General features: G+C 59.0%; 10 protein-coding genes and 1 tRNA gene. 1 reads left to right on the top strand and 10 read right to left on the bottom strand.

What is annotated here, in order from left to right; genetic code table 11:
* Positions 1-150: 150 nt before the first annotated feature.
* Positions 151-666 carry a hypothetical protein gene (locus tag CKW14_RS15580; protein WP_095125593.1) on the bottom strand — a complete coding sequence of 172 codons (516 nt, stop codon included), beginning with the start codon at positions 664-666 and terminating at the stop codon, positions 151-153.
* A gap of 226 nt (positions 667-892) precedes the next feature.
* Here CKW14_RS15580 and CKW14_RS15575 point away from each other — a divergent pair, with 226 nt between their 5' ends.
* Positions 893-1822, top strand: a complete 930-nt coding sequence (locus CKW14_RS15575; protein ID WP_095125592.1) for a hypothetical protein — start codon at positions 893-895, stop codon at positions 1820-1822.
* 474 nt (positions 1823-2296) lie between these two features.
* Here CKW14_RS15575 and CKW14_RS15570 read toward each other — a convergent pair.
* The 9 genes from CKW14_RS15570 to CKW14_RS15530 form a co-directional block, all read right to left on the bottom strand.
* Positions 2297-2370, bottom strand: a tRNA-Gly gene (locus CKW14_RS15570).
* Positions 2371-2624: 254 nt separating this feature from the next.
* Complete coding sequence (locus CKW14_RS15565; RefSeq protein WP_095125591.1) at positions 2625-3509, bottom strand: alpha/beta fold hydrolase; 885 nt, start codon at positions 3507-3509, stop codon at positions 2625-2627.
* A gap of 316 nt (positions 3510-3825) precedes the next feature.
* A complete protein-coding gene (locus CKW14_RS15560) occupies positions 3826-4518 on the bottom strand; it encodes a pseudouridine synthase (protein ID WP_095049197.1) in 693 nt (230 codons plus the stop codon).
* A 33-nt stretch (positions 4519-4551) separates the two neighbouring features.
* The gene (locus tag CKW14_RS15555; protein ID WP_064119704.1) at positions 4552-4782 is read right to left on the bottom strand and encodes a cysteine-rich CWC family protein; all 231 of its coding nucleotides are present in this window, start codon (positions 4780-4782) and stop codon (positions 4552-4554) included.
* Entirely contained in the window at positions 4775-6262 is a 1488-nt protein-coding gene (locus CKW14_RS15550; protein ID WP_095049198.1) for a sensor domain-containing diguanylate cyclase, read from the bottom strand. Before CKW14_RS15550 ends, CKW14_RS15555 begins: the two co-directional genes overlap by 8 nt.
* 288 nt (positions 6263-6550) lie before the next feature.
* Complete coding sequence (atzF, locus tag CKW14_RS15545; RefSeq protein WP_095125590.1) at positions 6551-8323, bottom strand: allophanate hydrolase; 1773 nt, start codon at positions 8321-8323, stop codon at positions 6551-6553.
* A gap of 24 nt (positions 8324-8347) precedes the next feature.
* Positions 8348-11980 (bottom strand): urea carboxylase, encoded by a 3633-nt coding sequence (uca, locus tag CKW14_RS15540; protein WP_095125589.1) that lies wholly within the window; start codon positions 11978-11980, stop codon positions 8348-8350.
* Between the two features lie 278 nt (positions 11981-12258).
* Entirely contained in the window at positions 12259-12900 is a 642-nt protein-coding gene (locus CKW14_RS15535) for an urea amidolyase associated protein UAAP2 (protein ID WP_095049201.1), read from the bottom strand.
* Between the two features lie 11 nt (positions 12901-12911).
* A complete protein-coding gene (locus tag CKW14_RS15530; protein ID WP_095049202.1) occupies positions 12912-13637 on the bottom strand; it encodes an urea amidolyase associated protein UAAP1 in 726 nt (241 codons plus the stop codon).
* Positions 13638-13650 lie beyond the last annotated feature (13 nt).

Below are 13650 nucleotides of genomic sequence, written 5' to 3'. Positions count from 1 at the left end.
TTCAGTCCATCATGATCATGGAGGGGGTTGGTCAAATCCAATGCAATCGGTGATTGGAACGCATATACAGAACCGACCCATAGCGGCCTGTCGTGTGCAAGACCTTCAGTGAGCACTGTGGCCATGAACCTAGCTTGTGGGCTGTTGGTGTCAGAGCCGTCCATAACGCTCCAGTACTTTCATCAGCACAGCGTTGGCGTGGATGAAATTGTCTAGCTGACCACGAATTTGGTAAGCCCACTTTGAACCGTGGAAAAGGTTGTTTCTAAGCCGCCAGATGATTATCAGGATGCATAACATGCTGTCGCGGGGATCGTCACTTTTACCTTTGATGACGCGGCCTACCAACTCGGGATAATCCGATCCTCGAAGGTTGAGGTAATCATAGTGATGAGTTGTTTCGCCGTTCAGGGAGTAACGGCTCCTGAAGTAGGCCAGTGCTTCTTCATACACCTCAGAGTGAATGCTGTTTTCAGCGACCCAGCCATTGACCCGCTTTGAGATGGTTCGAGCCTGGGCAAAGTTGTCCATGACCTGCGCCTCGAAAAGGCTCCAGAGAAAAGAGAAGTCGAAAATGGCCCGACGATCTTGGTCAGGCAGATCTCTAAATCCCGGTGCATTCGCATACAGCCACTGTTCACTTTCGCTTTTTTCAACATCATCCATGGTTCAATTTCCTGTCGTGTACGGGCCGTGGATTCGAACTTGAACACTTAAGGCAGACGTTGTGAGCATATCACCCCCTTGTCCTGATCTGAGCGCGGGAGTGGTAGGATCGTTTTCTGCATTAGCTGCTATAACGATGCCGCGATCAGCTACGCTGGCAGATGCCTCACACGGGGTTTACCGCCGCCGTGGGAGGCACATATGACGTACATACCTGGTGAATTACATGGCCAAGCAGCTTTCCCCCGCAGGAGTCATGGCGCTCAAAGAAGCCCTGTGCTCGGTGTACTGGTATAAATCTGAGCTGCGCGGTTTTCTACAGCTTTGTCTCTCCACTCCAGCCATCCTCTCCCGTTTTAACTGGGAAAACTACAAACGCCAAATTGCCTCGGACGTTGTCGATTTTTTGTGTGCGAATCCCGACGCCCATCTTGGTGACTTGACAAAAATTTGTTACGAAATTTGCAAACTGACTGACTTTTCACACCTCCAGCGCTTGGAAGACGGTGCCCAGAAGGTGGTGAAAGCCAAAAGTGCCGTCAACCAGCTCAAATCTTTAGTTGAGCCGCACCAAGACGTCAAAAAAGAGCAAGATGAAATCAGGCGCAGGCAGGAAGAAGCCGCGAAGAGGCTTCGCGAAAACGCTGCCGTACGGCAGAAGCTCCAAGCGATCAACACCCGTTATCTGGCTCTGATTGGCTTTGATAGTGCACAGGCCCGAGGCTTCGAACTAGAGCGCGTCATGTATGAGCTGTTCGAACTTTTCGACCTTGACCCTAAAGCTTCGTTTAAGAATCTCGGTGAGCAGATCGACGGGGCCTTTTCCTTGGAGGGAACCGAGTACCTGTTCGAAGCCAAGTGGCAAAAGGAACCAGTCAACAAGGCTGACCTTGCCATCTTTACCGATAAGGTGAGAACCAAACTGGAAAACACCTTGGGGATCTTCCTCTCGATCAACGGCTTTTCTTCAGAAGGCGTTGCCGCACACCAGGCCGGAGGAGCCTCGATATTGCTGGTTGATGGAGGTGACTTGATGGCCGTCTTGGAAGAGCGGATCGACTTCGTGAGCTTGCTGCTCCGAAAAAAAAGACATGCTGCGCAGACCGGGCAAATTTACCTTAGCTACTACCAGATGGTTGCCACTGGGGCTGGTTAACCAGACTCTGGTTACGAGTTTACCACGCGCGCAAAATTCAACCCAAGGTCTCAGAACCTATGTAAAGCGCGAATACAGACGAGGCTGGCTTTCTCCATCACTCGAGTCAATTAAGGAATTGGTGATGCTGAGCAAGGCTGTGAAATTTCTTCGAAACTCTCTGCTTGAAGACTTCGGCTACCCGGCTAACCTGATCAGCCTCTTGCGCGAAGATGGTGGGTTACCTACTCACCTGCCTACTGAAACTGGCCGAGCCTCGTGGCTTGGTTGGCAGCTGGGGTGACTTTGCAACAGGATGTATGTTTCTTCTTTCAGGGTTTTCTATATTCACAACACAATATGAGCCGTGATCGTCCATTAAATCGGGAGCGTGGATGTTTTGAGCGATTGGACAAAGAGATACGGAGGGGGGGAGAGTGGATTAGCTGGGGGGGGCTGGAGAGCCCGAATTTGCTGGAGATCTGGGAGGAGGGCTGGAGCGGGTAGAGGGAATCGAACCCTCAACTAAAGCTTGGGAAGCTTTCGTTTTGCCACTAAACTATACCCGCATTGCACATGTTTCTTTGCTCACAAAACGGGGTGTCCTATAAGAACCCTCGTCGGAAGCTTGGGAAGCTACTGTTCTACCATTAGACTATACCCGCTCAGAGCGGCTGACTTTGTACCAGACTCGGCCACGGATTTGAAGTTTTTCTTTTACTCATGAACGCTTTGAATCACTGAAATCGGTCAATCGCGGGCGAGCACTGCGGTGCGTAAAGCAAAATCCCAGCCCCACAGCCTCGCTCGCAACGACACCCTTTCAAATAGCCAATGCATGTTGATCCTGAACAAACGAGTAACGCGTTCGGTTGGTCTGCTGTGCCGGTTTCAGAAAGCCGAGCAAGGCGTTCTGGCTATCGCGGCACGCGGCCTTGTGTTCCATGTCGAGGAAGTGCCCGGTGGCTTGCAGCGTGGTGAACGTGCTCTGGGCCACATGATTGCCAAACAGGCGCGCGTCTTCGGCAGCGGTGTATTCGTCCCATTCGCCGTTTAGAAACAGCACTGGTACGTTGATCTTTTTCGCTGCGTTCAGATAGCACTGCCGATCGCTGTGCAGCACGTCGCTGATGTGGAAGTGCATCTGCCCGTATTCGTGCTCGGCGAGGCTGCTGACGTGGCGATAGTTGAAGCGTTTGAACAACGACGGCAGGTGTTTGCCGATGGTGTTGTTGACCAGATGGCCGACGCGGTCGCCGTCGCGCTGGCCGAGGTAGTCGACGCCGCGTTCGAGGTAATCGAGCATGTGCGCGTTGATCACTGGCGAGAACGAGCTGATCACCGCCCGTTCAATGCGCCGTGGCTGCTGGGCGAGAGCGACCAGGGTCGCGGCGCCGCCCCAGGAGAACGACAGCACGTGTTCGGCGGCGAAGTGGTCAATCAGCTCGAGCAGAATCTGCCCTTCGACGTCCTTGGTCAGATGTTTCTCGTGGCGGTTGTGGGCTTTTGACCGGCCCGCGTAGGGCTGGTCGTAGCAAACCACGTTGAATTGCGGGTGCAGGTTTTTCACAGTCTGTGCAAACGACGCAGTCGTGGCCATCGAGCCGTTGACCAGGATGATGGTCTTTTCTGCGGCGTCTGCGCGATAGAACTCCGTGTAAACCCGATACTGACCCTGTATATCCAGCACAGCGATTTCTGGCCTCATGTCATAAGACTCCTGGCAAGCAAGCGGGTATGCGCGCAAATAGAGATTGCACGAGCTTTGTGACAGGTAGGCATACGCCTGGAATTTGCTTGGCCCATGTCGATCCATGACTGCGGTCGACGGGTGTTGTTATTGGCGGGCAGTCTGCCGGCTGAGGCGGAGCCTTGAAGGCTCTCTACCGGCAAAAAGTTTCTTGGATGTATGTTGTGACTCATCGGTCACAATCTGGCCGACGTCCTGATTCAAGCAGGGGAGTAGGGATCGCGCAAGTGCCGTTGGTAAATTGTTCGACAACTTCTGCTGAGCGGTCGCGAGCTTAGAACAAATGGATCTCTTCGGTGCGCAAAGCGCGGTACTCGCCCGGTTTTAGCGCGTTATCGAGGTGCAGAAGCCCCATGGATTCGCGGTGCAGGCGCAGGACTTTGTTGTTGAAGAAACCAAACATGCGCTTCACCTGATGATAGCGGCCCTCGACGATGCTCAGCCGCGCCGAGCGTGGGCCGAGCAGCTCTAGGTGCGCCGGCTGCGTGGTCAGGTCTTCGAAGGCGAAGTAGATCCCCTCGGCAAAGGTGCTCGCATATTGCGCGCCAATCTCCTGCTCGGTCTCGACGTAGTAGACCTTTGGCAGTTTGGTCTGCGGCTGGGTCAAGCGGCGCGACCACGCGCCGTCGTTGGTGATCAGCATCAGGCCGGTGGTGTTGAAGTCCAGGCGTCCGGCGATGTGCAGGTCGTCCTTGTCCGGCTCATCGATCAGGTCGAGCACGGTGGGATGTTGCGGATCGCGGGTGGCGCTGACGCAGCCCGGCGGTTTGTGCAGCATGAAATAGCGTGCCGGTTTGCCGCTTTGCAGGACTTCGTCATCGACTTCGACACGGCTGAATTCCAGCACTTCGCTGTGCGGATCGCTGACGACTTTTCCGTCAACCCGCACGCGCTTTTCCACCAGCAACAGACGAACCTGCTGACGGTTGTAGCGGGGCAGGTTGCTGAGGAAACGGTCGACACGCATGTTCAGAGTTCGATCAATGAAGGGCCGCGCATCTTACGGGATCGGCCGCTTGGCCGCTTGCAGTTGCGCCTCGACCTGCGCGCAACGCGGGCACAGGCAGGATTGGTTGCGCAGTTCTGGCGGCAGCGCTTCAAGCACGGCCGGGTCGATGCTGACGCCATAGCACCAGCATTCGCGGTCGGCGGTGCGCGGGTCGGCCAAGCTGCAGTCGTTGCGGGCGCCGCAGGCCGGGCAATGATCGGGTTTAACGTCGGAATCAGGCATAAGTCGAGTGAGGCATTTCCACGCAGGTGCGGTTGCGGCCGGTTTGTTTGGCTCGGTACATCGCATGATCGGCCCGCGACAGCAGGCTGTGCAAGGTGTCATCGCGTTGCAGGGTGGTGGCGCCGATGCTCACCGTCAGATTGAGGCTGTGGCCGTCGTAGGCATATTCGTGTTGTTCGACGTGTTGGCGGATCTTTTCGGCAATTTTCTGACCGGTATCGCCGTCGGTGTCCTTCAGTAAAACGATAAATTCCTCACCACCCCAGCGGCAAACAATGTCGACTTGGCGCAGGCAACTTTGCAGGTCGCGGGCAAAACCGATCAGCACCTGATCGCCGGCCATGTGCCCGTAGGTGTCGTTCAACACTTTGAAGTGATCGAGGTCGAGCAGCAGCGCGGTTAACGGTTTGGTCTCGCGTCGGGCTTCGTGCAGGGCCTGTGCGGCGAGAATGTCGAAGCCACGGCGATTGGGCAGTTCGGTGAGGCTGTCGAGTATGGCCTGCGCCTGGATTTTGCTTTGGTAGCGCTTGATCACGCGGTTGAGCAGCGCCAGCACAATCAGCGTCACCAGCAGGCAGATCAGTAGATTCAGATACAGCGACTGACGGATTTCACTCAGGGCGCCGTCTTCGCGTTTATCGACAAACAGGTACCAGTTCAGCTCAGGAATAAACCGCACGTTGAGGAAGTGCCCCTGACCGTGGGCGGAGTATTCGTAGCTGCCGCTGTGCGGTTTCGGCAACTGGCTGACCAGGCTTTTCATGCTCTCGAGTTCACTCAGGCTCTGGCCGATGTGTGCGTCTTCAGGTCCGCCTTCGGCGCCGGTCAGGACCAACCGGCCAAAGGTGTCGACGAAGTACACGCTGCGTTGATAGCGCTGTTGATACTTGTCGATCAGCTTGATCACCGCGTCCACGGTCAGACCGACCCCGGCCGCGCCGATGAAGCGGTTGTGATAGTCGTAAACCTTGTAGTTGATGAAGAAGGTCAGGTTGTCCTTGTTGGCCAGATCCGGGTCGACGTTGATCTCGTACGGATCCTTCATGTCACGCACGCGGAAGTACCAGGCATCGCGCGGTTCATCGACCTTGACCTGCTTGAGCACGCCTTTGGCGTGGTAGTAGGTGTGGGTGCTGTTGGAGACGAAGAACGCGGTGTAGGCGCCGTAATGGGTCATGACCTCGTCGAGGTAGCGGGTCATCTGCTCGGGGTTTTGTTCGCCGTTGACCACCCAGTCGCGCATGAAGGTGTCGCGGGACATCATCGAGGAAATCAGGATCGGCCGGACCAGGTCTTTCTGGATTTCCGAGTAGACCGTGTCGGACGTCAGCGGCAGCTCGGTGTTGACGATGTTGTCGCGGATCGACTCGCGGGAGGCGTAGTAGCTGAGCAACGACGTGGCGAGGAACCCGGCGCCGAGCAGGGCGATCAGCGTCAGGACCAGCGAGCGTTGCGAGTACAGGGGAGAACGAAGCGGCATGGCGGTTCCGTTGGCAGTGGCCCGATGGCATGCATTCTAGTGGGATGGCCGGGAAAAGACTGCGGGATTTATGCCTGAAATGGCGGGGGATATGACGTAGAGGGTGTGTCAGAAGGATAGCTCCCTCACCCCAGCCCTCTCCCGGAGGGAGAGGGAGCTAGATTGTGGTGATTTCAAAAATTGTGTTCGGCTCGGTATCACTGAATGACAACCACCTGACAAACACCCCGGTCAGTCCCCTCTCCCTCCGGGAGAGGGCTAGGGCTAGGGTGAGGGTTGGTTTCTGGATCAGTTCCGAGTCTCAAGATACGCCCGCCAGCCCCCCAAATGGCTGATGTCCAGCGCACCCTCCAGTCCATACGGCTCACAAATAAACCCGCTCTCCCAACGTCCATCCGCCAGTTGCACCTTGCCCAGTCCCAGCGGTGCCGGAATCCCGGTGAGGAACGAGCCCAATTCACTGCTCGGCAACTCCCACACTTCCACCGCAATCGTCACGCCGCCATCCTTTACCCGCACCATTCCCGGCCGCAATGGTGGGCCGCCGGCCAACGCATACAGTTGATAATCAGGTGAGCTCAACGTCGTCTCCAGCAAGCGCCCACCCCGCTGGGTCAGTTGCCAGTTCAACGCCAACCCTTGCAGATGCGCGCCACACACCACAATGCGTGCGCGATCATGGCGAGCTGCGTTCGCCGGTGTCGGCAGGTCGGAATCCAGCTGACGCTGCAGCGCATCGGCCACGCTCAACAGGTATTGATCGGTGAACGCCCGGCCAAACAGCGTCACGCCCCACGGCAAACCGTTGGCCATGAACGCGCTCGGCACGGCGACGGCGGCGTAGTCGAGCAGGTTCATGAAGTTGGTGTAGTAACCCAGTTCGGAGTTGCGCAGCACCGGTTCGGCGTGCAGTTCGGCCAGCGTCACCGCACGACCGATGGTCGGGCTCAGCACGCAGTCGAGGCCTTCGAGGGCCTGATCGCACAGGGCTTTCAGGGCTTGCAGCCGATACTGCGCACGGAAGGTCTGCACGCCGCTCACCGCCGGGGCTTTCGCCAGCACGGCTCGAATCACCGGTAACACCGCTTCGGGATTCTGCTCCATCAACTCACCCGCCACGCTATAGCGCTCGGCAACCCACGGCCCTTCGTAAAGCAGGCGCGCGGCTTCAAGGAAGGGCGACAGGTCCAGTTCGACCGCTTCGCCACCCAAAGCCTTGAGCCGGTCGATGGCATCGCCGAACAACAGCGGCCCTTCGACGCAACCGAAAAACTCAAGATCCTGCGCGCGCGGCACACCGAAACGAAATGCGCGTGGTGCTCCAAACGCCGAGCCGTCATTCCACGATGGATTGCGACGGCTGTACTCATCACGCGGATCTAGTTTGGCGGTCAGCGCCAGCAACTGACTGGCCTCACGCGCTGTGGCGGTGAACGTGGTCACGCAATCCAGCGTGCGACAAGCCGGCAGCACGCCGGCCGTGGAGATCAGCCCTTTGCTCGCCTTCAACCCGACCAGATTGTTCAGCGCCGCGGGCACCCGACCGGAGCCTGCGGTATCGGTGCCCAAGGCAAAACTCGCCACGCCCAATGCCACCGCCAGCGACGAACCGGCGCTGGAACCGCCGGACGGATATTCCGTCAGCACACTGTTCGGGCATGCGCCATAAGGCGAGCGGCTGCCGTTGAGGCCCGTGGCAAATTGATCGAGATTGGTCTTGCCCAGCGGAATCGCTCCCAAGGCGATCAACTGCTCGACGATGGTCGCCGAGCGTTCCGGCACATAAGCGAAGTCCGGACACGCGGCGGTGGTCGCAATCCCCGCCAGATCAATGTTGTCCTTGATTGCAAACGGCACGCCGTACAGCGGCAGGTTGTCGAGGTCACGACCGTCGAGGGCGGCGAGATACGGCTCCAGTTCGGCGGCGCTGAGCAGATGAATGAACAAGTGATAATCCGGGTTCAGCGCGGCGGCTTTCTCGCGCAATTTCAGCAGCAGTTGGCGCGGTGTGGTGTCGCCATTGCGATAGGCCTGGCGCAGAACATCGAGTTGCAAATTCATGAGTAGATCCTTATCCAATTGGCTTCAGTCGAGTGCCAGCACCACGATCCGTTGTCCGGCGCGCACCGCCGAACCGGGTTGCACGCGAATCTCGCGCACCACCCCGGCCAGCGGCGCGAGTACCGGGATCTCCATCTTCATCGACTCGAGAATCACCAGCACATCGCCCGCCGCGACACGGCTGCCGGCCTCGACCTGCACCTGCCAGAGATTGCCAGCGATGTGGCTGTCGACGCTTTGTTCACCGTCGGCCAGTGGCGCATCCTCGGTCGATTCCGGCACGGCTTCTTCGCTGTCGAAATGCGCCTGACCGCTGGCGATCCAGCGTTCGCGTTCGGCGTTGAAGGCGCCCTGTTGCTGGGCACGAAAGGCACTGATGCCTTCGGCTTCGCGATTGAGAAAAGCCTGATAATCGGCAAGGTTGAGCTGGCTGTGTTCGATGTTGAGATCGAAACGCCCCAGCGGAAAATCGCGGCGGATGCGCAGCAGTTCTTCGGCGCTGACCGGGTAGAAACGAATCTGATCGAAGAAGCGCAGCAGCCATGGTTTGCCATCGAACGCGGCGACTTCGCGGTAGCGATTCCACATCTGCAAGGTGCGCCCGACAAACTGATAACCGCCGGGGCCTTCCATTCCGTACACGCACATGTAGGCGCCGCCGATGCCCACCGAATTTTCGGCGGTCCAGGTGCGCGCCGGGTTGTATTTGGTCGTGACCAGGCGATGGCGCGGATCCAGCGGCGTGGCGACTGGCGCTCCGAGGTAAACGTCGCCAAGGCCCATCACCAGATAGCTCGCATCGAACACCGTGCGCTGTACTTCGTCGAGATTCGGCAGGTCGTTGATGCGGCGGATGAACTCCAGATTGCTCGGGCACCACGGCGCGTCCTTACGCACGGTGGTCATGTATTTCTCGATGGCCAACTGGCAAGCCGGGTCGTCCCACGACAGCGGTAAATGCACAATACGTGACGGCACTTGCAGGTCGTTGGCGGCGCACACCGCGTCCCATTCACCGGCGACGATGCCGAGCAGATCGGCCAGCGGCAGTTGCTCGGGCTGGTAGTGGATTTGCAGCGAGCGAATGCCGGGGGTGAGATCGATCACGCCGTGCAGGGATTTGAGTTCCAGCGCTTGCATGAGGGCGTGGGCGCGGAAACGCAGAACAAGATTGAGTTCAGGCTCGCCGATTTCCAACAACAAATGCGTATCCCCGGAAACCCGCGCAACAAGCCGCACATCCCCCTGACCCAACTCCAATACCACAGGTGACACAAGATCCTGTGGGAGCTGGCTTGCCAGCGATGAAGTTAATGCGGTGTCTGGCCGGGCCCCATCGCTGGCAAGCCAGCTCCCACAGTTATCCCATTGACAGGCGAGATCGCGAGCGGTTTTTAGATTGACAGGAATGAACTGGATTCTATCGCCCGCCTTGAGCTGCCCCAGTTGCCACAGATCCGCCTCGATCACCGTCACCGGGCAGACAAACCCGCCAAGGCTTGGGCCATCCGGGCCGAGGATCACCGGCATATCCCCGGTGAAATCCACCGCGCCAATGGCATACGGATTGTCGTGAATGTTCGACGGATGCAATCCGGCCTCGCCACCGTCGGCCCGCACCCATTCCGGTTTCGGCCCGATCAGACGAACACCGGTGCGGCTGGAGTTGAAATGCACTTCCCATTGGGTTTCAAAGAACGTGCCGATATAGTTTTCCGTGAAGTATTCCGGTGCGCCGTGCGGGCCGTAAATCACCCGAATCTGCCGCACCGCCGGCAACGCGGTGATGTGCTGCTCGGCCAGTTGCTCACCAGCACTGCGATCCTTCAGCGCAGCGATATTCAACACGTCCCCGGCACGCAACGCCCGACCACCATGCCCACCAAACTGGCCAAGGGTGAAGGTGCTTTTACTGCCCAGATAATCCGGCACCTGCAAGCCACCGCGCAGGCACAGATAACTGCGTGCCCCGGCGCCACTGATGCTGCCCAGATGCAACGTTGCGCCCGCCGGGATCAGCAGGGCGGTGTTCATCGGTACGCTTTCGCCCTCGAGCGTCACGCCGATCGGCGCGCCGGTCACTGCGATAACCGCTTCACAATTGAAGCGCAACAGCGGCCCGCTCATGGTGATTTCCAGCGCCGCTGCCCCGTCAGCATTGCCGAGCAAGCGGTTGCCCAGACGCAATGCACGGCTGTCCATCGGCCCCGATGGCGGCACACCGACCGCCCAGTAACCGAGGCGACCGGGATAGTCCTGCACGCTGGTTTGCGTGCCGGCGCTGAGCACTTCGAAGGTGTTGGCGCGATAGACCAGATTCTCCAGACAACGGGTCCACGGCTCGCCGCTGGCGAATGGAGTGTCGCGGAGAATCTGCCGCAGATAATCACGGTTGGTTTCCACGCCGTACAACAAACTATCGCCCAATGCTTGATGCAACTCGGCACGCGCCTGTTCGCGGCTCGGCGCCCAGGTGATGACTTTGGCGATCATTGGATCGAAGTACGGCGGAATCTCGCAGCCAGCCTCGACCCAGGTATCGATGCGCAGTTGAATGCCGTTGGCCGGCGGAAACTCCACCGCCGTCAGCAAGCCCGGGCTTGGCTGGAAATCGCGGCCCGGATCCTCCGCATACAGCCGCGCCTGAATCGCATGGCCGTCAGGTTTCAACTGGCGATACAACTCGCTCAGCGGCGGCAGCTCACCCGCCGCCAGCTCAACCATCCAGCGCACCAGATCGACGCCCCAGACTTGTTCAGTGACGCCGTGTTCCACCTGCAACCGTGTGTTCACTTCAAGAAAGTAGAAGCGCTGCGCCTCGCTGTCGAAGACGAATTCCACCGTGCCGGCGCTGCGATAGTTCACCGCTTTCGCCAGCTTGATCGCCGCTGCGCACAACTCTTCGGCCATGCCGTGCGGCAGGTTCGGCGCCGGGGTTTCTTCGAGGACTTTCTGATTGCGCCGCTGCACCGAGCAGTCGCGCACGCCGAGGGCGATGACCTCACCGCGACCGTCACCGAACACCTGAACTTCCAGATGGCGGGCGCGCTGAATGTACTTCTCGATGAACACGCCAGCGTCGCTAAAGTTGTTCTGGCCGAGACGTTTTACCGCTTCGAAGGATTCGCTCAATTCGCTGGCGCTGCGGCACACGCGCATGCCGATGCCGCCACCGCCGGCGGTGCTTTTCAGCATCACCGGGTAGCCGACCTGTTCGCCGGCAATCAGCGCGGCGTCGAGGCTGTCGAGCAGTTCGGTGCCTTCGAGCATGGGCACGCCGTGCTGTTTGGCCAGCGCACGGGCGGTGTGCTTGAGGCCGAATACGCGCAGTTGTTCCGGCGTCGGGCCGATGAAAGCGATGTTGTGCGCTGCGCAGGCTTCGGCGAACGCGGCGTTCTCCGAGAGAAACCCGTAACCGGGATGGATCGCCGTGGCGCCGCTTTGCTTGGCGATGGCGAGAATTTTGTCGACCGCCAGATACGTGCCGGCAGCGGCGCCTTCACCGAGGCTGTGCGCTTCATCGGCGTGCAGAATGTGCAGGCTGGCGGCGTCGGCTTCGGAATACACGGCCACGCCTTTGACCTGCAGTGAAGCAAGGGTGCGCAGGATGCGGCAGGCGATGGCGCCACGGTTGGCGATGAGGATTTTTTCGAACATGGCATAACCCCTGAAGGGGAAGCGGGCCGTCCCGCCGTTTTTCGACAGACATCCGGGTCGTCCCGGATGAAAAAAACACTTCAGATCACCACCGAGCCCCTGTAGGAGTGAGCCCGCTCGCGATAGCGTCGGATCAGTCAAAACTCATGTACCTGACACACCGCGATCGCGAGCAGGCTCACTCCTACAATGGGATTTGTGGTGGTTTCACTTTTTAAGGCACTGGCCGGAACGGGCCTGGCACAGGGCGAATAGCCAACGGCGCAAACGGCTGATTTTCAGTTCCATACCAGCAGCTCCGCAGGTGTCGGGTTATAGGCGTTGCACGGGTTGTTCAACTGCGGGCAGTTGGAAATCAGCACGATCACATCCATCTCCGCGCGCAAATCGACGTACTTGCCCGGCGCCGAAATCCCGTCCTCGAAGGTCAGCCCGCCATCCGCCGTCACCGGCACATTCATGAAGAAATTGATGTTCGGCCCGATGTCGCTTTTGCCCAGTCGCCCATCATGGACACAAGCGCGCAGGTAGTTGTCGCGGCAGCTGTGCATGTAGCGTTTTTCCAGGGCGTAGCGCACGGTGTTGCTCTCTTGTGCACAGGCACCGCCGAGGGTGTCGTGGCGTCCGCAAGTGTCGGCGACGATGGTCAGCATCGCGTGGCCGAGGTTGGAATACAGCACGCTGCCGGTGCTCAGGTAGACGCTGTTCTGCCGACGCAAGGTGCGCTGCACGTCGTAGCGTTCCTTGGGATTGGCGAGGCTGTAGAACAACGTATCGATGGCCTGATTACCTTCTAGATCGAGGATGCGCAGGGTCTGGCCGGCCTTGACCTCCATCAGCCAGGGTTCACCGGCCGGGATCGTGGCGCGGTACACCGCTGTGTCGGGTTGGTTTTGCGAAGTGGCGATAGCAACTGACATGGCAGCGATCCTCAGGCGAACAAACGGTCGGTGTTGATAAAGCCGCGCTCATTTTCCGGGCGCGAGGTGCGGCAGTGTTCGGCGACGCTGGCGTCGGCGTTCATCCAGCTCAGCTTTAGCGGTTTCGGTGCGTATTCGGGCGCCGGATCCATCGGGTGCTGCAGCGCAGTGAGCACCACCAGCGTGTCCATCGGGGCGTACAGTTCGATGTAATCGCCAGCCTTGGAATTGCCTTCGACGAAGTGGAAACGCCCGGCCTCGTCGACGTTGACGCGACTGAACAGATTGAGCGTCATCAACAGGTCGGAGAGGCCCAGGCCCCACTTGCCGAGTTCCACCAGCAGGTTGTCGGTACCGTTGCGGAAGAAGCCGTTGCGCAGTTCCTGATAGCGGCCCTGACCGTACTTCTGCGCGACTTCTTCGGCGCAGAGCACGCCGCCGAGGCTGTCGCTCCAGCCGCAGGTGTCGGCGGTGATTGCAGCCAGCACGCGGCCCATGTCCGAGTACAGGCAATGGCCACTGGTGAGCTTGGCGGTGTGTTGGCATTTGAGGCTGTCGGGCAGGTTCAGCCGCTCGGTTTTTTCATTGGCGTTGAGCAAGGTCAGGCTGACGTTGGCGCCGCCGCGCAGATCGGTCAGGCGCAGCAATTGGCCGCGCTTCAACACGAAGGAACGGTGGCCGCCGCCGGGGAGCATTTCTTCGGCAAACGGTGGAAACAGTTGAGTCGAATCGGTCATCGGCTTATTCATT

Origin of the sequence: Pseudomonas sp. Irchel s3a12 (assembly GCF_900187485.1) — a bacterium.
Taxonomy (GTDB): domain Bacteria; phylum Pseudomonadota; class Gammaproteobacteria; order Pseudomonadales; family Pseudomonadaceae; genus Aquipseudomonas; species Aquipseudomonas neuropathica.
Note: the sequence above shows the minus strand (reverse complement) of the source record. Positions and strands in the feature narration are given on the sequence as shown.